The sequence below is a fragment of the Ahrensia marina genome, assembly GCF_001293565.1.
Classification (GTDB): domain Bacteria; phylum Pseudomonadota; class Alphaproteobacteria; order Rhizobiales; family Rhizobiaceae; genus Ahrensia; species Ahrensia marina.
This window is the reverse complement of the sequence record NZ_JXMU01000001.1, coordinates 1-20660: the sequence shown is the minus strand read 5'-3', so window position 1 is coordinate 20660 and position 20660 is coordinate 1. Positions and strand designations below refer to the sequence as shown.

Annotated in this window: 21 protein-coding genes; 17 read left to right on the top strand and 4 right to left on the bottom strand. The window is 50.1% G+C overall.

The features are described 5' to 3' along the window. The first annotated feature begins 1 nt into the window (after window position 1). The 3 genes from SU32_RS00105 to SU32_RS00095 all read left to right on the top strand — a co-directional run bounded on the left by SU32_RS00105 (window position 2) and on the right by SU32_RS00095 (window position 2596). Window positions 2-631: a 3-oxoacid CoA-transferase subunit B gene (locus tag SU32_RS00105; protein ID WP_053997286.1), complete on the top strand. Its 630-nt coding sequence runs from the start codon at window positions 2-4 to the stop codon at window positions 629-631. A 73-nt stretch (window positions 632-704) separates the two neighbouring features. Further along, a complete protein-coding gene (locus tag SU32_RS00100; RefSeq protein WP_082376308.1) occupies window positions 705-1277 on the top strand; it encodes a TRAP transporter small permease in 573 nt (190 codons plus the stop codon). Then, window positions 1274-2596, top strand: coding sequence for a TRAP transporter large permease (locus tag SU32_RS00095; protein ID WP_053997285.1), 1323 nt, complete (start codon window positions 1274-1276; stop codon window positions 2594-2596). The genes SU32_RS00100 and SU32_RS00095 overlap by 4 nt, the downstream gene beginning before the upstream one ends. Before the next feature lie 15 nt (window positions 2597-2611). Here SU32_RS00095 and hisD read toward each other — a convergent pair whose 3' ends face one another. Then, on the bottom strand, window positions 2612-3922 hold the full coding sequence (gene hisD / locus SU32_RS00090; protein WP_053997284.1) for a histidinol dehydrogenase: 1311 nt from the start codon (window positions 3920-3922) through the stop codon (window positions 2612-2614). 4 nt (window positions 3923-3926) lie between these two features. On the opposite strand from hisD, the gene SU32_RS00085 reads away from it, so the two are divergent. The 6 genes from SU32_RS00085 (at window position 3927) to SU32_RS00060 (ending at window position 8261) form a co-directional block, all read left to right on the top strand. Continuing rightward, the gene (locus SU32_RS00085) at window positions 3927-4157 is read left to right on the top strand and encodes a hypothetical protein (RefSeq protein ID WP_053997283.1); all 231 of its coding nucleotides are present in this window, start codon (window positions 3927-3929) and stop codon (window positions 4155-4157) included. Window positions 4158-4290: 133 nt separating this feature from the next. Continuing rightward, entirely contained in the window at window positions 4291-5055 is a 765-nt protein-coding gene (locus SU32_RS00080; RefSeq protein WP_053997282.1) for an IclR family transcriptional regulator, read from the top strand. 17 nt (window positions 5056-5072) lie between these two features. Beyond that, complete coding sequence (locus SU32_RS00075; RefSeq protein ID WP_053997281.1) at window positions 5073-5954, top strand: LysR family transcriptional regulator; 882 nt, start codon at window positions 5073-5075, stop codon at window positions 5952-5954. Window positions 5955-6071: 117 nt separating this feature from the next. Then, window positions 6072-6569 carry a sulfopyruvate decarboxylase subunit alpha gene (comD, locus tag SU32_RS00070; protein ID WP_053997280.1) on the top strand — a complete coding sequence of 166 codons (498 nt, stop codon included), beginning with the start codon at window positions 6072-6074 and terminating at the stop codon, window positions 6567-6569. Window position 6570: 1 nt separating this feature from the next. After that, a complete protein-coding gene (gene comE / locus SU32_RS00065) occupies window positions 6571-7134 on the top strand; it encodes a sulfopyruvate decarboxylase subunit beta (RefSeq protein ID WP_053997279.1) in 564 nt (187 codons plus the stop codon). Window positions 7135-7142: 8 nt separating this feature from the next. Next, complete coding sequence (locus SU32_RS00060; RefSeq protein ID WP_053997278.1) at window positions 7143-8261, top strand: alpha-hydroxy acid oxidase; 1119 nt, start codon at window positions 7143-7145, stop codon at window positions 8259-8261. Between the two features lie 103 nt (window positions 8262-8364). Here the strand turns inward: SU32_RS00060 and SU32_RS00055 are convergent, their stop codons facing one another. Next, the gene (locus SU32_RS00055) at window positions 8365-10314 is read right to left on the bottom strand and encodes a SulP family inorganic anion transporter (RefSeq protein WP_211097643.1); all 1950 of its coding nucleotides are present in this window, start codon (window positions 10312-10314) and stop codon (window positions 8365-8367) included. Between the two features lie 342 nt (window positions 10315-10656). On the opposite strand from SU32_RS00055, the gene gloB reads away from it, so the two are divergent. Beyond that, window positions 10657-11427 (top strand): hydroxyacylglutathione hydrolase, encoded by a 771-nt coding sequence (gene gloB / locus SU32_RS00050; protein WP_053997277.1) that lies wholly within the window; start codon window positions 10657-10659, stop codon window positions 11425-11427. A gap of 3 nt (window positions 11428-11430) precedes the next feature. Here gloB and SU32_RS00045 read toward each other — a convergent pair whose 3' ends face one another. Then, the gene (locus SU32_RS00045) at window positions 11431-12177 is read right to left on the bottom strand and encodes an SDR family oxidoreductase (RefSeq protein ID WP_053997276.1); all 747 of its coding nucleotides are present in this window, start codon (window positions 12175-12177) and stop codon (window positions 11431-11433) included. Between the two features lie 9 nt (window positions 12178-12186). Beyond that, the gene (locus tag SU32_RS00040) at window positions 12187-13641 is read right to left on the bottom strand and encodes an aldehyde dehydrogenase family protein (protein WP_053997275.1); all 1455 of its coding nucleotides are present in this window, start codon (window positions 13639-13641) and stop codon (window positions 12187-12189) included. Between the two features lie 168 nt (window positions 13642-13809). On the opposite strand from SU32_RS00040, the gene SU32_RS00035 reads away from it, so the two are divergent. The 7 genes from SU32_RS00035 to SU32_RS00005 all read left to right on the top strand — a co-directional run. Further along, a complete protein-coding gene (locus SU32_RS00035) occupies window positions 13810-14868 on the top strand; it encodes a Gfo/Idh/MocA family protein (protein ID WP_281175854.1) in 1059 nt (352 codons plus the stop codon). A gap of 26 nt (window positions 14869-14894) precedes the next feature. After that, window positions 14895-15908, top strand: coding sequence for a Gfo/Idh/MocA family protein (locus tag SU32_RS00030; RefSeq protein ID WP_082376276.1), 1014 nt, complete (start codon window positions 14895-14897; stop codon window positions 15906-15908). Continuing rightward, window positions 15905-16975, top strand: a complete 1071-nt coding sequence (locus SU32_RS00025; protein ID WP_144420983.1) for a Gfo/Idh/MocA family protein — start codon at window positions 15905-15907, stop codon at window positions 16973-16975. Before SU32_RS00030 ends, SU32_RS00025 begins: the two co-directional genes overlap by 4 nt. A 42-nt stretch (window positions 16976-17017) precedes the next feature. Continuing rightward, window positions 17018-18298, top strand: a complete 1281-nt coding sequence (locus SU32_RS00020; protein ID WP_053997273.1) for an ABC transporter substrate-binding protein — start codon at window positions 17018-17020, stop codon at window positions 18296-18298. A 77-nt stretch (window positions 18299-18375) separates the two neighbouring features. Continuing rightward, window positions 18376-19344: a carbohydrate ABC transporter permease gene (locus SU32_RS00015; protein WP_053997272.1), complete on the top strand. Its 969-nt coding sequence runs from the start codon at window positions 18376-18378 to the stop codon at window positions 19342-19344. Further along, window positions 19337-20395, top strand: a complete 1059-nt coding sequence (locus SU32_RS00010) for a carbohydrate ABC transporter permease (RefSeq protein WP_053997271.1) — start codon at window positions 19337-19339, stop codon at window positions 20393-20395. Before SU32_RS00015 ends, SU32_RS00010 begins: the two co-directional genes overlap by 8 nt. Continuing rightward, window positions 20396-20660 (top strand): ATP-binding cassette domain-containing protein (locus SU32_RS00005; protein ID WP_144420982.1); only part of this gene is annotated, 265 nt, incomplete at its 3' end.

The window sequence follows — 20660 nt, the reverse complement described above, 5'->3', positions numbered from 1 at the left end:
AATGGCTTGGGACAGAAATCAAATGGCTGCCCGTGCAGCACAGGAACTTGAAGACGGTACATACGTCAATCTCGGTATTGGTATTCCGACCATGGTTGCCAATTATATTCCTGAAGGCGTTGAAGTCACGCTTCAGTCAGAGAACGGCATGCTTGGCATGGGACCGTTTCCGACGGAAGAAAACATTGATCCCGATCTGATCAATGCCGGCAAGCAGACAATTACCGAACTACCGCATACCGCCTATTTTGACAGTGCGACATCTTTCGGCATGATCCGCGGCGGCAAAATCGCTATGGCTATTCTTGGGGCCATGGAGGTGGCCGAGAACGGTGATTTGGCCAATTGGATGATTCCGGGCAAGCTGGTCAAAGGCATGGGCGGCGCGATGGACCTTGTTGCCGGTGTCGGACGGGTTGTTGTCGTGATGGACCACACCAACAAGCATGGCGATTCAAAATTGCTCAAAGAATGCACGCTTCCGCTTACCGGAACGGGCGTTGTCGATCGCATCATCACTAATCTTGGTGTGCTTGATGTTGTTGATGGCGGTCTGAAAATCGTTGAAACTGCTGATGGTGTGAGCGAAGATGAACTTCGTGCAGCAACGCAGGCGAATATCGTCAACTAAAGGTAATTCTGTTTGTGCGCTGAACTTATTTGTTAATTTTAGCGCACAGACGTGGAGCAATAATTTGAAAAAAATGCGTGCTATCGCCAATAGTCTTGCCAAGCTTATGGCTGTTCTTGGCGGCGCATTGCTTATCTTTCTTATTGTGATGACGTGTATTAGCATTACCGGACGGGGGCTGAACACGATTGGCAATATGCCGTTCGTCAAAGATAATCTGGCAGCTATAGCGGGTCTGCTGCAGCAATTCGCACCGATAACGGGCGATTTCGAGCTTGTTGAAATTTCAATGGCGCTGGCAATTTTTCTTTTTCTTCCTTGGTGCCAGCTTAACCGTGGTCACGCATCGGTTGATCTTTTCACTCAGCGTCTTTTGAGCGGGCGCGGTAACGAGTTCCTTGCGCTTATCTGGGAAGTTTTACTTGTTATCATTATGGTGGTCATCACCTGGCGTCTTTACGCCGGTATGCGCGACAAGATGCTTTATGGCGAAACAACATTTCTTTTAACATGGCCCGTTTGGTGGGGATACGCAGCCTGTTTTATCGCGGCATTATTTGCTGTGGTTGTTGGCGTGATGAGCGTTCTCATTCATTGGAACGAACGCGGCGATGCCGAGCATTCTTCTGAGCAGGTTGGCCCATGAGTAATTTTGATATCGGGTTGATTTCGCTACCGGTACTCATTCTTCTTATTTTCATTCGCATGCCAATCGGTGTTGCGATGATTGTTTGCGGACTGGGCGGCACTGCGCTCATATTCGGAGATTGGACTGTTGTTCTGGCAAAGATGAAGTCCGAAACCTACTCAACATTTTCAAGCCACTCACTGTCGATTGTGCCGCTGTTTTTGTTGATGGGGCAGTTTGCTTCACTGGGCGGCATGTCCCAGTCCTTGTTTAAAGCAGCCGAAGCATTTCTGGGACACCGTCGGGGCGGTGTGGCGATGGCCTCGGTTGGCGCTTCGGCAGGTTTTGGCGCGATTTGCGGTTCTTCACTGGCCACCGCTGCTACAATGGGGCAGGTCGCTTTGCCCGAATTGCGTAAGGCCGGATATGAGGGCGGATTTGCAACGGCAACACTGGCTGCCGGTGGTACACTCGGTATTTTAATACCGCCATCTGTTGTTCTTGTCATTTATGCCATTTTGACCGAGCAGAATATCGCGAAACTGTTCATGGCGGCGTTTATACCCGGTCTGCTGGCGGCAATCGGTTATATGCTGACCATCGCGATTTATGTGCGAATGTTCCCCGGCAGCGAAAAGATTAAGGACCGCATGCCCTATAGCGAGCGGCTTACCGCATTACTGGCGGTCTGGCCGGTCTTGCTTGTATTCTTTCTGGTTGTTGGCGGTATTTATTTCGGCTGGTTTACGCCAACAGAAGCAGCGGCAATCGGTGCTGCCGGAACCGGTCTGATCGCATTGTTCAGCCGTGCGCTAAAATGGGATAATTTTGTTGATGCGCTGCTTTCAACGGCTTCAAACACGGCGATGATATTTTTGATCGTGCTTGGCGCAAGTTATTATAACGGGTTTCTTGCGCTCACACAGGTGCCACAGGAAATGTCGGAATATGTCGTGGCGATGGGGTTGAGTCCTTGGGTCGTGCTGGTTGTGATCCTCACCGTTTATCTTGTTTTTGGCTGCATCATGGACAGCCTTTCGATGATCTTGCTGACTATTCCGATTTTCTTCCCGATTATCTCCGGTCTTGATTTTGGATTGTCGGCAGAAGAAACAGCGCTTTGGTTCGGTATTCTCGTTCTAATTGTTGTCGAGGTCGGGCTGATCACACCACCGGTGGGCATGAATCTTTTTATCATCAATTCGATGGATAAGGACACGCGCCTGGGTGCTACCTATAAAGCAATTATGCCGTTTATTGCTTCAGATATCGTCCGCACGATTATTCTTGTGATTTTCCCGGGACTAACGCTTTATCTCGTGCGGCTTTTCTATTGAGGCTAACCGGATAGTTCACTCGTCACTGGAGGAGAGGTCAAAATTCTCCTTGGGAAAGTACTTGGCCAGACGTATGTCGGCAGTACGCGCGTGACCTTCCATACCCTCAAGGCGCGAAATGCGCGCGGTAGCAATAGCTGTTTGTTTGGAGGCGGCGCGTGTTGCCCGTTGCCAAGTGACAATTTTCAAAAACTTATGGACGGAAAGGCCGCCGGTATATTTTGCCGCTCCTGATGTAGGCAGTACATGGTTTGTGCCTGAAGCCTTGTCGCCGTAGGCAACGGTCGTTTCTTCACCAAGGAAAAGCGAGCCATAACAATTGAGGTTATCCAACCACCAATCAAGATCTGCGGCCTGTACAGTTAAGTGTTCCGGTGCGTAGTCATCCGAGCAGCGCGCCATTTCCTCGCGGTCCGGGCACAGAACAATTTCAGCATAATCGCGCCACGCCGCTTCGGCATTTTCTCTGTTTGTTTCCGGCAATGCGGCAATGAGGCTAGGCACGCGCTCCATGACCTGTGCAGCAAGGTTTGCGTCGTCGGTTACCAGCCATACAGGGGAATTGTAGCCGTGTTCGGCTTGTCCCACCAAATCAGCAGCCACGATTTCAGCATCGGCTGTTTTGTCTGCAATAATAAGGCTGTCGGTTGGTCCGGCAAACATGTCGATACCGACACGGCCAAACAAAATACGTTTTGCTTCTGCAACAAACTGATTACCGGGCCCAACAATGATGTCCGAAGGCGGAAGGTCAAACAAGCCGAACGCCATTACGGCAACACCCTGTACTCCGCCCAGAGCCAGAATTCTATCGGCACCGCAGACATGTGCCGTATAAATTATAGCCGGATTAATGCCAATGCCGGGGCGGGGCGGGGAGCACACAGCAATGTTCTTGCATCCTGCTACTTTTGCTGTTGTGACAGTCATAATTGCTGACGCGATGTGGCTGTAACGGCCGCCCGGTACATAGCATCCTGCCGCCTGAACCGGTATGGATTTTTGCCCTGCGATAAAGCCCGGCGCCATTTCGTACTCAAAGTCAGTTAGGCTTTTTTTCTGCTGCTCGGCAAAGCGCTTCACATTGTCATGCGCAAAATGAATGTCGTCTTTTAGTTTTTGAGATATCTGCGCCGCCGCTGCTTCAATTGCCGCTGGGCTCAAAATGATCTCACCGTCGTAGCGGTCAAACTCTTTTGCGTACCGCAGAGCTGCGTCTTCGCGGCCGGTCTCGATCTCATCAAGAATAGTTTGAACTTTATTTCGAACATCACCTGCATCAGTTGATGCGGTTTTTGCCGCCTTTTTTAAGTATTCACGGGTCAAGCGTATGTCCTTTCGTGTTGCCGCCAAGCTGACAGGGCGAGCAAAAATTGCATCTTCCGGAAGACAAATTCCTCTGAAGGTCAGTATTTTGCGTAAGCATAAAAGGCAGATTTACAAAAAAGAAAGCGGTTTCACCGTTTGCAGCCTGTGGTACTATATTATTGTAAAAATTGTCAGGCTGGCATCGAAGCGGTTACGGGAAGCTTTCGATCCAGTGTTGCCACGCGCCGCATAATATGAGGCAAGCCGATTTTGCGCTCTATCATGACAACGGAAATTAAAACTGGCCGAGATGATAAAAATGAGACTTGCTGTCTCGATTTGACTTTTTAAACATGCTTATACTCCCGCTAAAGAGGAGTTTCTGCATGGGCGATGAAAGCCGAATACCAACAAATTTAAGAACCTTATTGATTCTGGAAGTGTTGGGTAAATCAGACAGGGCATTATCGCCGACTGAAATAAACCAGCATATAGGCTTGCCCAAGCAGACGGTACACCGGCTATGTGCAACGCTTGTGGAGGAGGGGTTTCTGACTTACGAGCCAAGCGGGAAGCGCTTGCGTCCGGCCCGTCGGCTGCGCTCTATGGGCATCGGTATGCTCTATGCATCGCATGTTCATATTGCCCGCAGGCAGATATTGGAACAGGTTGCACAAACGGTTGGAGAGACTGTCAACTTTGTCGTGCCGACCGATGACGGCATGAACTATATTGATCGCGTTGAGACCGATTGGCCATTTAGGGTCCAGCTTCCAGTGGGAACACATGTGCCATTCCATTGCACTGCTAGTGGTAAGGTTTTTCTGGCTTCACTCGCTCCGGTTTTGCGCGAAAAGCTTGCCCGTTCTCTTCAATTGAAGCCCTACACAGATAATACGTTTGATAATGTCGATGCACTGCTCGCAAATTTAGAAGATATCGCCAATCAGGGGTATGCGATTGATGATCAGGAATTCATGGATGGTATGGTCGCGATCGCTGTGCCTATATTTGATGACAAGAAGCGCTTTATTGCTGCTCTGGCGGCTCACGGCCCTACGGTCCGCGTTGATTCAGAAATTCTCGTTCAACACAAGGCACTTTTGTCTGATGCGGCCTCGCAATTGGCAAATGTGCTCGTTGATGAATAAATCTGTCAGGTCTCAAATTGATTAGACTGTTAAAGACATTTGTTGCGATAGCAGAAACGGGAAGCTTTGTCGGTGCTGCCGATAAGGTTTTCGTGACACCTGCCGCAGTCAGCCAGCAAATGAAACGGCTGGAGGACGAACTCCAAATCATTCTATTTTCCAGAGCGGGACGCTCGCCGGAAATGACCCATGCGGCATTGTCGCTCGTGCCTCAAGCACGCGACATTATCCAGCGCTGCGAACAGATGGTGGCATCGGCGCGCTCGAAAAGCTTGCTTGCGGGCGAGATGCGGATTGGCGCTGTTCCTTCTCTTATGCAAAATCTGGTGCCTTTGTCCCTTAAAAATCTCAAGAATGATTTTCCGGGTGTGCATATCCGCATTATTCCAAGTCTTTCCGACCAGCTTTTTGCACATGTTGAGCGCGGCGTTGTGGATGCGGCCATTATGAGCAAGCCGCAAAGAATAGGGGCCTCGTTTCGTTGGCACCCATTGGCGGATGAAACGCTCATGCTGGCCACGCACCAGCATGTCACCGACAAAGATGTGCGTATGATTTTGACGAACCGGCCTTATCTACGCATGGCACGTACGGCATGGGTCAGCAGTCTGGCCGATGATATTTTAGAGGAACTTGGCCTGTCACTTGTGGATGCAATGGAGCTGGATTCGCTGGAGACCATCTATAACATGATTGTTCATGATCTTGGAGTCGCGATTATTCCAAAGCCGTGTTTTGACAATTACCTCAGCAGACAAATCCGGTTTATCCCGATTGGTAAAGTGCCGCGCACCAGAAATATTGGTGTTCTTTCGCGCAAAGACAGCCAGGTTTTCCCGTTAATCGATGCATTTCAGAGCGCACTCGGCGCGGTTTTTGATAAAGATAAATTTGGCTAAAAAATTACGAATGGAATTTTGGTAAAGTAATTCTTTAGTTAGCTTAAGTGTTTTTGGTTAGAAATCATGCGCATTTCGGCGCATTAAACGGCATCGAAACAAGTGGAGTGCTTTGGCGTGGATATCAATCAAGCAATTCTGGACAGTTTGGCTAAAAACAATGTGGAGTTTGTCACCACTGTGCCGTGCAAACAACTTGCCGGTGTCATTGAAAAAGTCGAAAATGATAAGCGCTTTATGCATGTGCCTTCCAACAAGGAAGACGAGGGCATGGGCTTGTGCGCCGGTGCTTTTATGGGGGGGAAGCGCCCTTGCATCATTATGCAGAACACAGCCGTTGGCGTCACGGTGAACACACTTGCTTCCCTGACGCAGTTTTACAATATGCCGCTGCCGATGCTTATTTCCTATCGCGGCGAACTGGGCGAGCGGGTCGCTATTCAGGCTGAAATGGCAGTGCACACCAAGGCGCTTTTGGCGCAGCTCAACATCCAGACATATCACTTCCACAAGCCGGAAGACGTGACAGAGCTTGATGCGATATTGCACCACACTTTCATGACACGTAAGCCGACCGCTATTTTGACCGATTCAAACTTCTGGGGAGGATACTGATATGATCCGCAGCGAAATTATTAAGAATCTTGTTCCTGTTTTGAAAGACCAGTTGGTGGTCTGCAATATCGGTCTGCCAAGCCAGGAATTGCATATGATGGGTGACCAGCCGTCTAATTTCTACATGCTTGGTACGATGGGTCTTTGCTCTTCTATCGGGCTTGGTCTGGCTTTAACCCAGAAGGCAAAAGTCATCTCTATTGATGGCGATGGTTCTATCCTGACCAATCTTGGAACCTTGCCGACAATTGCAAACAATGTCGCGCATAATTTTATCCTGCTTATCATTGATAATGGTTCCTATGGTTCAACCGGCGACCAGCCGACTTATACAGGCATGAAAACCTCGCTTGCCAAGGTCGCTGAAGCGTGCGGCTGCGATAATGTTATCGAGTGTCAGGCCGAAGAAGCGGTCAATGTGATGAAGACAGCAATCGCAGGCGACAAGATGACAATCATTGTCTGCAAATGTGAGAGCGGCAATATTCCTGTGCCGGTTATCGAGCTTGACGGGCCGGTTATACGTCACCGCTTTATGGAAGAAGTTAAGCGCAAAAACGCTTAGTTTCATCCATGTTTAAACAGCCATTCGTTACAGTTGAGGATGCGCGGCGCGCTGCCAAGCGCCGCCTTCCGGCGATGGTGTTTGACTATATTGATGGTGCGGCAGGTGAAGGGCTAGCTGAAGAACGCAACCGCCGCGAACTTGCTCATTTAATGCTGCGCAGCCGTGTTTTACAAAATGTCGAAAAGCGCAGCGTGGCGGGCAAGCTATTTGGCGCGCCAACCAAACTACCATTCGGCATTGCCCCGATGGGGATGTGCAATTTATCGGGGCCGCGAACAGATATTCACTTGGCGAAATTTGCCGCGCAAAATCATGTTCCCGTTGCTGTGTCCACCGCTGCGTCCACGCCTCTCGAAAAGATGATTGAGATGGCGGAAGGCAACGCGTGGTTTCAACTTTATTATACCGCTGACCAGAGCGCCGCAGAGCATCTGCTGTCACGGGCGGAAACCGCCGGCTATGATGTTCTGGTTTTGACGGTTGATGTGCCGGAGGTAGGCAAACGTCCGCGTGAATTGCGCCATGGCTTCAAGATGCCGTTCAAGATTGGGCCGCGGCAGTTTATCGACTTCGCTATGCATCCCAAATGGTCGGTTTCCACGCTGTTACACGGTGCGCCATCGCTTGCGAATTTCGACGGATCTCAAGCCAGCTTTGACCGCAGTGCGAGCCGCGCCGGTGCTGACTGGATTTATTTAAAGCAGTTGCGTCAACGCTGGAAAGGCAAGCTGGTCATTAAAGGCGTGCTGGATGTTGAAGATGCATTGCGCCTTAAAGATGAAGGCGTTGATGCCATTCAGGTTTCAAGTCATGGCGGGCGGCAACTCGACAGCGCCATACCGCCCATATTGGCGCTTAAAGCTATTCGCGAAGCATTGGGCGAGGGATTTACGCTGTTTTACGATAGCGGCATCCGCACAGGCGAGGATATCGTAAAAGCTTATGCGATGGGTGCCGATTTTGTTTTTCTAGGCAGACCTTTTCAAATGGCGATCGCAGGGTATGGCGCTGGCGGGGCGCAAAAGCTTGGCACCTTGCTCGGCGAGGAAATAAGTCAAACTCTGGCTATGTTGGGGATCAACTCTATAGATCAGGTCACCAGCAGTATGATTGTTGAGCCTTGAGTTTTTGACGAGCCTAAGTGCGACTGACGGATCGCTCAGAACTTCCGTGCCGTCTTCATCCGAGACATGCAGCCTTGAAAGCTAGCGACAATTGTTTTTCAAACTATTCTGCCGATAGTTTTGGTGCAGGCTGCACATTAGTTGGCGATGCTTCGGATTTGGCTTCGTGCATTTGTTCTTTTATCTCTTCCGGAACAGGTTTTGGCTGTGCTTCACATTCGAAGAAAATGCGCTTTGTGCATGTCGCACAAATCGATTTATCCAGAGTGGGCACGGCCTCGGCAATCGCGTCGCCCTTTGACAGGTGAATATACTCGCGGCCGAGCTCTTTGATCACTTTGAAACGCGCAAGCTTGGAAATGGTTTTGGGCGTTTTTGTCTGCAAGTGGAACGAGCCGCCGCGTCTGCGCCGCCGGTTTGCTTCTTCAATGAGAAGGTCCGCACCGGGCATATCGATCTCGCCAATGCCTTTCACGATGAAAATCATATTGGTCTGGTTTTTACGCTCAATTTCAAAGCGTCTGAATTGCTTGCGCAGATATTCAACCGATCCGAAATAAAGCGGGCCGTCCAGACGGGCAATCATAAGCTGCGGACATTCGGGGAGGGTCTCATTGCCACTGCCAATGCCGGAGCCGGAGAAGGTGCGTCGCTTGGAGTTTGGGTCCGGGACACCGATGCCGATTGATGGTTTTGACGTTGAGTTCAAGAACAAACCAAGTGACAGAAGAACACCGGCGTAAATGGCAAATTCAAGATTGATAAGCAGTGCTGAGAAGAACGTTACACATGCGATAATTGTTTCAGATGCAGAGGTCGTGAAAATGTGTTTGATCTCTTGCAGATCGACCAGACGCCAGGCGACCAGAATAATAACTCCAGCCATCGCCGGAATGGGAACATAAGCAAACCAAGGTGCAACGAGCAAGAGTATGAGAAACAGGAAGAAAGCTGCAAATACAGCGGACAATGGTGTTTGCGCTCCCGCTTCATAGTTGACGCCGGAACGGGTAAATGATGCCGATCCGGGGTAGCACTGGAAAAAACTGCCGACGACATTTGATGCGCCTTGGCCAAGAAACTCACGGTTATTGTCGACCATTTGACCTGATTTCAAACCGATTGCACGGGCGACGGACATAGCTTCCAACAATCCGACCATCGCGATCGCGAACGCTGCCGACGACAGGTCACGCAATGAACCCAGTGTAAAATCCGGAAGGACAAATTTGGGTGTTACGCTTTCGATCGCGCCCACTGTCGCAACCTCGGTTGCCTGACCTGAAAGCCAGATGCTGATGCCGGTGGCTGCTGCCAGAGCGATAAGGTAGTTAGGCCATAATGGACGCCATTTCTTAATGCCGATACCGACAAAAAAGGCAAACGCGGCAATGCCAACGGAGTAGGGGTTTACCTGCGGAAACTTTTCATAAAGTCCGACGGTAAACTCGACCAATTCGTCAGGACGCGGAATTTCAACGCCCAGCGCATGGCGGACCTGACTGAGCGCAATCAGAAGGGCTGCGCCGGTCATAAAGCCGGTCATAACGGAGTGTGAAACAAAATCCACCATGCCGCCAAGACGCGCAATACCAAGCACAAGCTGATAAATTCCAACCAGAAACGCCAAGGTTATCGCGGCACTGATATAGCTGTCTGTTCCAGGCTCAAAGCTTCCAACGAGTGAAACAAAGACGAGCGCGGAAATAGCTGTTGTCGGTCCTGAAACGGCATGCAAACTCGATCCGCATAACGCGGCGACAATGGCCGTCACGATGGCAGTATAAAAACCGTACTCAGGCGGCAGACCGGCAATGGCGGCAAAAGCAACACCCTGCGGCAAAACGAGCGTCGCACCTGTAAGACCCGCAATCATATCATTGCGCATCGTGTGCATGTTAATCGATTTGACCCATGTCGGGAAATAGAACAGCTCGTTCAAATAGCCCTGAAACTGACGGCCACGCTCTCGCCACGGATGGGCTTCTTCGCTCATTTTAATGTCCTGACCGAGTGAAAGAATGAGCAAGTTCAGCGTCCGCAGCAGCATCATGGCGTATGAGCCACATGCTGTGTGATCGGAACCTGTTCATCCCACTACCAATTAGTTTACTTGACTAGTACAGTCTGTTTGCCTGCGCTTGAAAGCGCGACCCACCAATTGGCAAAACTTGTCAGTACGAGCCAAAGCTCAAGAATAATATTAATACGGGCATAAGATGCACACGTAACTGGTGGCCTTATTTACCCGTAATGATGAGTCGTATAGGACCAGTTACGGCCATGACGCAAACCGGATGGTCCTAATTTGTGACATTTGTAAGAATTACCCGTTGAAAACGGCAGATTTTTTCTAGATTCGGACTTAGTAACAACTTTCATTTTGGAAAATGCCATGACCGCTCTTCAGATTCATCAGTTCGCCTATAATGACGATAATTACGGCGTGTTGGTACACGATCCGAAAAGCGGTGAAACCGCTGCGGTTGATGCCGGCGATGCTGAGGCCTACCTTTCAGCTGCTAATGCCAAAGGTTGGGAGCTTAGCCAGATATGGATAACGCACCATCATTGGGATCACACCGATGGTCTTGCAGAGCTTAAAGAAAAAAGCGGTGCAACGGTTTATGGACCGACGCAAAAGAGCAAGCCAATTGCAGGGCTGGATGTTCATTTGAGCGAAGGTGATGCGGTTGATTTTGCCGGACGGAAAGTAACAATCCTCGAGACACCCGGCCATACGCTGGATATGATCAATTTCTATCTCGCCGATGATCAGATATTGTTTTCCGGCGATACGCTTTTTGCCTTGGGGTGCGGGCGTATTTTTGAAAGCACTGCGCCCATGATGTGGAGTAGCTTGCTCAAGCTTTCAAAACTACCGGCAGAAACGACTGTCTATTGCAGTCATGAATATACCGCCGCAAATGCGAAATTTGCGCTGAGTGTTGATCCGGAAAATGAAGCGCTTCAGGGGCGGGCAAAGCAAATCCATGCGCTGCGGGAACGCGGCGAGCCGACTGTGCCTTTTACATTGGAAATGGAGTTGGCAACAAATCCGTTTTTACGTCCTCATGATGAAAATATCCGGTCGCAACTGAACATGGAGCAGCATAGCGACGAAGATGTGTTTACCGAAATTCGGAAGCGTAAAGATAATTTCTAGCTTCTAGATGCACCGACCGCCGTCGATTTCCATACAGACGCCTGTCACCATGCTGGCCTCATCCGAGCAAAGATAAACGGCGGCATTTGCCATGTCTTCCGGGGTCGAGAAACGCCCGAGCGGGATAGTGGAAAGAAACTTGGCGCGCACTTCGGGTGTGTCTTCGCCCATAAATGTTTTCAAAAGCGGTGTTTCCCCTGCGACCGGATTGATCGCATTTACTCTTATGCCGTTTGGTGCCAGTTCAATGGCCATGCCTTTGGTTGCATTGTTCATCCAGCCTTTGGACGCATTATACCAGCTAAGGCGCGGACGCGGGCTGACAGCAGCTGTGGACGCAACATTTAAAATTGCGCCTGCGGACTGTTTCTTCATGTGAGGGACAATATGTTTTGCCGTGAGAAAAACGGACTTGCAGTTTACAGCAAAGACTTTGTCGAAATCCTGCTCGCTAATTTCATCCAGAGGAGCGGGCAGGTGTGTTGTGCCGGCATTGTTCACCAATATGTCGATTTGCCCGAACGTTTTAAGCGTTGCTTCGACCATTGAGGCAACACTTTGATCATCGGCAACGTTGGTCTCGACTGCGCTAACATTATCGCCAAGTTCGCCCGCCAGCTCTTTTGCCAGATCAATGTTCAGATCGCCAATTATAGTTTGCGCCCCTTCGGCGGCAAACTTGCGTACAATGCCTGCACCGAAACCCGATGCACCGCCGGTCACAATGGCAACTTTTTTATTCATACGCATGAGCAATTCCTAACCGTGACGCGCTGCAACTGTTTTTAAAGTTGAAAACCCGTATAAGGCTTCAAAACCTTTTTCGCGGCCATGGCCTGAAAGTCCGGTCCCGCCAAAGGGCAATTCCACGCCGCCGCCGGCGCCATAATTATTCAGGAAAACCTGTCCGCTGCGCAAGCGTTTGGCAAGACGCATCTGCCGCGCCCCGTTTTCGCTCCACACCGATGATACGAGGCCATAGTCCGTACCGTTGGCAATCAACACCGCTTCCTCTTCATCCTTAAAAGGGATGATGATCTGAACAGGGCCGAATATTTCTTTCTGTGCCAATTCATGGTCGGGTGATGTGCTGGCGAATAGTTTCGGCGCTACATAGGAACCTCCCTCGGGGGCGCCTTCAACGATGGATCCGCTTGCTATTGTCTCAAGGTCATCTGCTTTTTGAAGAAATTCCTCAACGATAGATTTCTGCCGCTGCGAAATCAGGGGGCCAAGATCCAGATCATCCATAGCCGGACCGACGTTCAGGCTTTTATAGCGCTTTGCCATTTTTGATACGACTTCATCATAACGGCTTTGATGCACCAGAATGCGTGATGAAGCCGAACATGTTTGTCCCGCATTCTGAATGCCTGCATTAACAAGGAATGGCAGTGCCGCATCCAGGTCTGCATCTTCAAAGACAAGCTGTGGCGATTTTCCGCCGAGCTCAAGTGTAACAGGTACGACATTTTGTGCTGCTGCTGATTGTATCAACCTGCCGGTCGCAACCGATCCGGTAAAGGAAATATGATGGACACCTTTGTTGCTGCTGAGGGCTGCGCCAGCCTCGTCGCCGCGACCGGTCACAACATTGAGTGCGCCTCCGGGAAGACCAATCTGTTTTGCAAGATCAGCAAAAGCAAGCGCGGTCAAACAGGCTTCTTCCGCCGGTTTTAGGACACAGGCATTGCCCATTGCCAAAGCCGCGCCCACAGACCGGCCAATAATCTGCATGGGGTAATTCCACGGAATAATATGTCCGGTTACGCCATGCGGTTCGCGCAATGTGTAGACTGTGTAGCCATCAAGATAGGGGATCGTTGCGCCATGAATTTTATCAACCGCGCCGCCGTAAAATTCCAGATATCGCGAAAGTGCAACTACATCTGCGCGCGCCTGACTGAGCGGTTTTCCGACGTCAAGCGCTTCCAGTCTGGCCAGCTTTTCCGTGTTCTCAAGGACGATTGCGCCAAGCTTGAAAAGAAACCGTCCGCGCTCGGGCGCGGTCAGTTTTCCCCAGTCGCCATCAAGCGCTGAATGTGCTGCTGCTACAGCATCATCAATGTCTGCCTTTGAACCTTGTGCGATTGGACATATCGGCGAACCGTCCGACGGATTGATAAGTTCTATCGTTTTTTCGCCCTGAGATTGGCACCATGTGCCGCCAATAAAACACTTATCGGTCTCAAACCAAATGTCGGGATGGTGCATCTGTTTCTCCGTTTCAGGTTTTTCTATTCATGCCGAACTGCCGCACAAACTTGGTTTGGAACCTGCATGCCGAAAAATATCTCACATGTCATCAAAACTTGTTTGTCATTGCCTGTTTTTTGATGCTAATAAGATGAAATATACTTGTATACATGAGGAGTTGTAGCCATTACAAATACAACGGACCGCAAACGCGTTGTTATCATTGGCGCCGGGATGGTAGCCAAGACGCATCTTTTGGCACTGGCTGATCTATCAGAAAAAGTGGAGCTTGCCGGTGTTTTAACACGCAGTCAGAATTCTGCACGAAAATTTGCCGATGAGGCGCGTGAGTTGCTCGGATATGGCGTTCAAACCTTTGATGCTGTCGCGCAGGTGGCTTCTGATGCTTCAATCGACTTTGCGATTGTCTTAACGCCGCCCAATGCGCGAAAGGAAATTGTCAAAGAGCTTGCTGAGGCGGGCAAACATATTTTGATGGAAAAGCCGGTCGAACGTAAAAGCGCTGCTGCCGGCGAATTGGTCGATTTGTGCGAAGCGCAAAATGTGAAGCTTGGCATTGTCTTTCAGCACCGTGTGCGTGAATCTTCGGTCAAACTCAAGTCGCTCATGAATAATGACACGTTCGGTAAACTTCATATTGCTGAAGCGCGTATACCTTGGTGGCGTGAACAGGCATATTATGATGAGCCGGGACGGGGTACATATGCACGTGACGGCGGCGGGGTTTTGATCAGTCAGGCCATTCATACGCTGGATCTTTTGTTAAGCCTGACGGGTGCAGCAGACAAAGTGCAGGCCATGGCACGCACAAGTGCGCTTCATAAAATGGAATCCGAAGATTACGTGTCTGCCGGTGTTGATTATAAAAGCGGCGCTATCGGCTCAATTGTTGCCAGCACGGCTATTTATCCGGGAGAGGCTGAATCTTTGTCTTTCCAGTTTGAAAAGGCCGCAGTTACCCTGCAATCGGGTATGCTGACGATCAAATGGCGGGATGGCCGCGAAGAATCGATCGGTGAGGCTGGCGGTACCGGCGGCGGCGCAGACCCGATGGCATTCACCCATGACTGGCATCGCGGCATTATCGAGGACTTTGTTGATGCGTTAAATGGTGATCACGCGCCGGTTTGTTCCGGACGCGAAGCGCTTAAAGTCCATTATCTCATTGATGCCATTGTTCAATCGTCTGCTGAAAAATGTGCTGTCGATGTGCAAAGTAATTAATCATCTTATCAAGAGGAGCCGCTCAGTTGGCTAAAACTATTAAATTTGCCGCAATTGGACTCGACCACCGGCATATATATGGCATGTCGCAGAACATGATCGATATTGGTTCTGAATTCACCGGTTGGTGGACAGATGGCAATCCGGATACTTTACATGGTTTTGAAAAGCGGTTTCCCGATGTCAAACGTATTGAACACCGCCGCGCAATTCTTGAAAATCCGGATGTTGATCTCGTGCTGATCGCTGCTGTTCCATCGGAGCGCGCGGCTCTTGCCATTGAGGCGATGGAAGCCGGTAAAGATGTGATGGTTGACAAGCCGGGCTGCACCACACTTGAGCAATTAGAAGCGATCAAGGAATGTGTCGCGCGCACGGGCCGCATCTGGTCGGTCAACTTTTCCGAGCGCTTTGAGGTTGCCTGTGTGACGAAAGCCGCGGAACTGGTGGCAGAAGGTGCCATTGGCAAAGTTGTACAGACTATCGGTATGGGGCCGCATCGCCTGAACCGTGATATCCGGCCTGACTGGTTCTTCCAGAAAGATAAATATGGTGGCATCATATGCGATATTGCTTCGCATCAGATTGACCAGTTTTTATTCTTTACCGGTTCGTCTGATGCAAAAGTCACGATGGCAGCTGCTGCGAATTATGCAAATCCTGACGATAAAGGTCTGCAAGATTTCGGTGAACTTGCGCTGCGCAGTGATCAGGGCCACGGCTATATTCGTGTGGACTGGTACAATCCTGATGCCCTGCCAACTTGGGGGGACGGGCGACTGACCATTCTTGGAACCGAAGGCTATATTGAGCTGCGTAAATATGTCGATGTGGCGCGCAATGACGGCACGGACCATGTTTACCTCGTCAATAAGGAGCGTTGTGAATATATCGATGCATCGGATGCAGGCTATCCGTATTTTACCAATCTGGCGGCCGATATAGAAAACCGTACAGAGACCGCGATGAGCCAGGCGCATTGCTTTAAGGTGATGGAGCTTGGTTTGAAGGCACAGGCAATGGCTGATGCAGCATCATGAGTGAGATTATTAAAGTAGCGATTATCGGTGCCGGTATCGGGCGCGAACATCTGGCCGGTTACAAGGCTTTGCCGGACCGTTTTCAGGTTGTGACTATTTGCGATATCGATACAGCGCGAGCGGAGGAAATTTGCGGCGGTGATAAAACCATTTCACTCACTTCAGAATTTGATTCCGTTTTGGCGAATGAAGATATTGATATAATTGATATTTGCCTGCCGCCGCATCTACACTTTGACATGTCGATGAAAGCGCTAGCTGCGGGAAAACATGTTGTTTGTGAAAAACCGCTTGTAAACTCGCTGAGAGAAGCAGACCTGCTTGCGGAGCAGGCCAAAAAATATGGAAAAATGCTCTTTCCGGTTTTTCAATACCGCTTTGGTCCGGCGCTTTCAAAATTAAAAGCGTTAATTGATGCAGGGCTTGCGGGAAAGCCGCTGGTTGCGAGTATCGAGACGCATTGGAACCGTGAGGCTGACTATTATGCCAATCCATGGCGGGGCACTTGGAAGGGCGAGCAGGGCGGCGCGATCCTCGGTCATGCAATCCACAATCATGATCTATTGTGTGCTATTTTTGGCGGCGTGGCGAAACTCAATGCGTTTGTCGATACACGGGTCAATGACATTGAGGTTGAAGACTGCGCATCCATTTCATTTGTTATGGAAAGCGGCGCTTTGGCCACCAGCTCTATTACGCTGGGTGCTGCAACCGATACTTCAAGGCTACGGTTTGTGTTTGAGAATCTAACCGCGACAAGCGGAACTTCGCCTTACCGGCCTGCTGAAGACGAATGGACTTTTGAAGCGCGCGGCAATGTAACCCAAGCGGATGTTGACGCGGTGGTTTCAAAGGTAGACTTTGCACATGCGGGCTTTGCCGGATTTTTTGAAGCGCTGGCCGATTGCCTTCAAAATCAGGGTAAAAATGCTGTATTAATTGAGGATGGAAGAAGATCACTTGAAATTGTATCAATGATGTATCAATCTGCACGAAGCTGCACGCCTGTGCAGGCACCGATTAAGGAAGGCGATGCCTTTTATAATGGATGGGCACCAGCGGATTAAACCCGTTTCGGGGTTCGAAATAGACACACAGGGAGGAACCAGATGTCTATAAACTCAATGAAGATTCTGCTCGCTTCGGCGACAGCTATTACCGGTATGGCAGTTGGCACGGGAATGTCATTTGCTCAGGAAATTACCTATATGTGTTCCAGTGACGGCACGGAATGTGCCACTGCGCGCGAAATCTTTGACCGCTTCGAGGAGGAGAATCCGGGCGTAACGGTCAAGATTGATGAAGTGCCGTATAAAGCTATTCTTGAAAGCCTGCCTGTACAGCTTGCTGCCGGTGATGCGCCGGATATGGCAAAGCTGACCGACCTTGGCGGTCTTGCTCAATATTATCTTGATCTGACACCGTATGTTGATGCGGACTATTGGGAAAAAAGTTTTGGTGGAACACTCGACTGGTACCGTAAAGGACCGGACGACAACGGTATCTATGGTCTTCATTCGCAGCTGACCATTACTGGCGCATATATCAATAAAACGCTATTCGAGCAGGCTGAAGTTGAAGTGCCTGGCCCTGATGCTACGTGGGATGACTGGGCTGCGGCAACCAAAGAAGTTGCAGAGAAAACCGAAACACAATTCCCGATGGCAATGGACCGTTCCGGCCACCGAATCGCTGGACCGGCAATTTCTGCCGGTGCCAAGCTGTTTAACGAAGACGGCACGGGAATGCTCGTTGACGAGGGCTTTACCAATTATGTGAAGAAGTTCGTTGAATGGCACAATGACGGCACGATGGCGCGTGATGTATGGGCCGGTACAGGCGGCTCAAGCTATCAGGCTGCCGACAAGGAATTCATCAACGGCCAACTCGTGTATTACTACTCAGGCAGTTGGCAGGTTGCCAAGCTGGACGAACAGATTGGCGATGCTTTCGACTGGGAAGTTGTCGGCACACCATGTGGTGAAGGCGGCTGTAGCGGTATGCCGGGCGGTGCGGGCATTGTAGGCTTTGCTTCCACTGAACATCCTGAACTGGTGGCAAAAGCAATTGACTATCTCGCACAGGAAGAAAACTACGCAGAAATGACTGCGAAAACGAAAAATATTCCTGCACATGCAGCTGTTGCCCAAAAAGGTGTTGAGTATCCTGATACATCACCTGCCGCTGCTGAGGCGCTGAATGCTTGGGCTGCTCAAGTGTCCAAAATTTCACCGATCGCCTATGCTTATCAGGGCTATAAAAACAACCGCGCTATGTTCAACATCTCTGTTGAGCGTATTACGCAGGCCATTGTCGGTGAACTGACTGTTGACGAAGCAATGGAACGCGCGAAAGAAGACCTGAAAAAAGCTCTTTCTGAAGTACAATAATAAAATAATGCCGCCGGTATTTATCGTATCGGCGGCACTAAACCTAATTGCAATCAGTTCGACGGGGAGGGAACCAGATGCTTGCAGTGCTCAATCCACTCATGCGCTTGATCGAAGTTCCGATGAAGTGGATGCAGGATACATTGGGTCTTAAAAACCCGGCATGGTTGTTCCTTCTACCAAATCTCATACTTTTCGGCCTGTTTGCATTTTTGCCGGTCATCATCAATTTCGTGTACTCGTTGACGGGCAGTGACGGTATTCTGCTTGCCAACCGGCCCTATGTCGGGGCAAGCAATTTCGACTATCTTCTGGATTGCGGCAGTTATGTTGATCCTAATTCCTGCCGGGATGATTTCTTCTGGCGCGCGGTTCACAATACAATTTTGTTTGTGATCCTGCAGGTTGGCTTGATGGTTGGCTTCTCGCTTCTGACAGCGCTTATTCTGAACCGTAAAATTCGTGCGCGGGGCTTTTTTCGCAGTGTATTCTTTTTTCCTGTTCTCCTTTCCCCTGTTGTTGTCGCGCTTATCTGGAAATGGATTTTGCAGCGCGAGGGCGTATTGAACGCTTGGCTGGAAGCAATCGGGCTTGAAAGTTTTAACTGGCTACTGGATCCGAGTTGGGCTTTCGGCTGGTCGGTGTTTTTGTCGATATGGGCGCATATGGGATTTTATACCTTGATATTACTTGCAGGATTGCAGGCAATTCCACGAGATGTATATGAAGCTGCGATGATGGACAGGGCTTCGCCTTGGCGTGTTTTCAGGCGTATCACGCTGCCGCTGCTGATGCCGACAATGCTTGTTGTTCTGGTGCTTGCGCTGATCAAAGGCGTTCAGACATTTGACGAGATTTTTGCATTTACCGGCGGTGGTCCGGGTTCTGCAACCACATTTATTATCCAGTATATCTACAATACAGGGTTTGCCGGAACGCCACGCTTGTTTGGTCTCGCGTCTGCCGCATCAATCATGCTGGCCGTTGTTCTAGTCATTCTCACATTCCTGCAACTCTGGGCAAACAGGAAGAACGTCGATGGCTAATCCTGTAAAATTTCTGACACGTACACGCGGTAATGGTTCGGGCGGTTTACACTGGACTGACTGGTTGTCATATTTCTATTTATTCTGCGGCGTACTGTTGATGTTTCTACCGGTCATTTGGCTGGGTTTTTCATCGTTCAAAACCGAGGCTGATCTGTTGCGCTTTCCGCCAAGACTGCTGCCAATGGCTCAGGAAACCGTCATGGTGGACGGGTATGACGAACCATTGCCGCTCTATCGCATCAAAGGCGGTGAGCACGAAGGCAAAACGCTGGCTCAGATACGCCGCGTTGGCATTATCGCGCAAATGGTTGATCCGGATGCGCCTGACGAGCGTTTGAAAGTCAATATCAAAGAGCGCGAACCAATCGAAAGCTTCCGTCTGGCGACTGAAAATTATACCGAGCTTTTCGAGAAGTTTAATTTTGGCCGCTATTTGTGGAACAGCGTTTTCATTACCGCGACCGCAACAATCATTATGTTGATCGTCAACTCAATGGCCGCATTCGCGCTTTCCAAATATCAGTTCAAAGGCAGGACTGTGGTTCTCGCCCTTGTGATCGGCACATTGATGATTCCGCAAACAGTGGTTCTTGTGCCGCTCTTTATGATTTCCAGAGAACTCTACCTCACAGACAGTCTTTGGGGTGTGATTATTCCGGGTGCGGCAACGCCAACCGGTGTGTTTTTGCTGCGCCAATATATGCTCACAATACCGGACGAGATTCTGGACGCGGCGCGCATGGATAAAGCCAGTGAGTGGAAGATTTTCTGGCGTATCATTTTACCGCTCAGCGCACCGGCAATTGCTGTTCTGGCTATCCTTGCGATCATGTGGCGCTGGAATGATTTCTTATGGCCGCTGATTGTTCTTTCAGACAGCGACAACTTTACGCTGCAACTGGCACTGAATGCATTCCAGGGCGATTTGAATACGCAGTGGAGTAATCTGCTTGCTATGACGATGCTGGTGTTGTTGCCGATCGCGATTGTGTTCGCATTTCTACAAAAATATATCGCGACGGGTATCGCGTCCACCGGGGGTAAATAAATGTCTCATTTGGTACTGAGCAATGTGCGTAAATCGTATGGCGCTGCGGATGTGATCAAGGGCGTCGATCTGAGCATAGAGCAGGGCGAGTTTTGTGTATTTGTCGGCCCGTCAGGCTGCGGTAAATCGACATTGCTGCGTATGATCTCAGGGCTGGAACCGATTACCAGCGGCACGATTTCCATCGGCGGGCAGGTCGTCAATAATATCCCTGCCGCTGACCGCGGGCTGGCGATGGTGTTTCAATCCTATGCGCTTTATCCGC

What these genes read in the sequence shown, in the direction of transcription:
- SU32_RS00060 (WP_053997278.1), top strand. Translation starts at nt 7,143, where the DNA reads ATGTTTAAACAGCCATTCGTTACAGTTGAGGATGCGCGGCGCGCTGCC.
- SU32_RS00045 (WP_053997276.1), bottom strand. Translation starts at nt 12,177, where the DNA reads ATGCGTATGAATAAAAAAGTTGCCATTGTGACCGGCGGTGCATCGGGT.
- SU32_RS00080 (WP_053997282.1), top strand. Translation starts at nt 4,291, where the DNA reads ATGGGCGATGAAAGCCGAATACCAACAAATTTAAGAACCTTATTGATT.
- SU32_RS00100 (WP_082376308.1), top strand. Translation starts at nt 705, where the DNA reads ATGCGTGCTATCGCCAATAGTCTTGCCAAGCTTATGGCTGTTCTTGGC.
- gloB (WP_053997277.1), top strand. Translation starts at nt 10,657, where the DNA reads ATGACCGCTCTTCAGATTCATCAGTTCGCCTATAATGACGATAATTAC.
- comE (WP_053997279.1), top strand. Translation starts at nt 6,571, where the DNA reads ATGATCCGCAGCGAAATTATTAAGAATCTTGTTCCTGTTTTGAAAGAC.
- SU32_RS00040 (WP_053997275.1), bottom strand. Translation starts at nt 13,641, where the DNA reads ATGCACCATCCCGACATTTGGTTTGAGACCGATAAGTGTTTTATTGGC.
- SU32_RS00020 (WP_053997273.1), top strand. Translation starts at nt 17,018, where the DNA reads ATGTCTATAAACTCAATGAAGATTCTGCTCGCTTCGGCGACAGCTATT.
- SU32_RS00025 (WP_144420983.1), top strand. Translation starts at nt 15,905, where the DNA reads ATGAGTGAGATTATTAAAGTAGCGATTATCGGTGCCGGTATCGGGCGC.
- SU32_RS00055 (WP_211097643.1), bottom strand. Translation starts at nt 10,314, where the DNA reads ATGATGCTGCTGCGGACGCTGAACTTGCTCATTCTTTCACTCGGTCAG.
- SU32_RS00015 (WP_053997272.1), top strand. Translation starts at nt 18,376, where the DNA reads ATGCTTGCAGTGCTCAATCCACTCATGCGCTTGATCGAAGTTCCGATG.
- SU32_RS00010 (WP_053997271.1), top strand. Translation starts at nt 19,337, where the DNA reads ATGGCTAATCCTGTAAAATTTCTGACACGTACACGCGGTAATGGTTCG.
- SU32_RS00105 (WP_053997286.1), top strand. Translation starts at nt 2, where the DNA reads ATGGCTTGGGACAGAAATCAAATGGCTGCCCGTGCAGCACAGGAACTT.
- SU32_RS00085 (WP_053997283.1), top strand. Translation starts at nt 3,927, where the DNA reads ATGTCCTTTCGTGTTGCCGCCAAGCTGACAGGGCGAGCAAAAATTGCA.
- SU32_RS00095 (WP_053997285.1), top strand. Translation starts at nt 1,274, where the DNA reads ATGAGTAATTTTGATATCGGGTTGATTTCGCTACCGGTACTCATTCTT.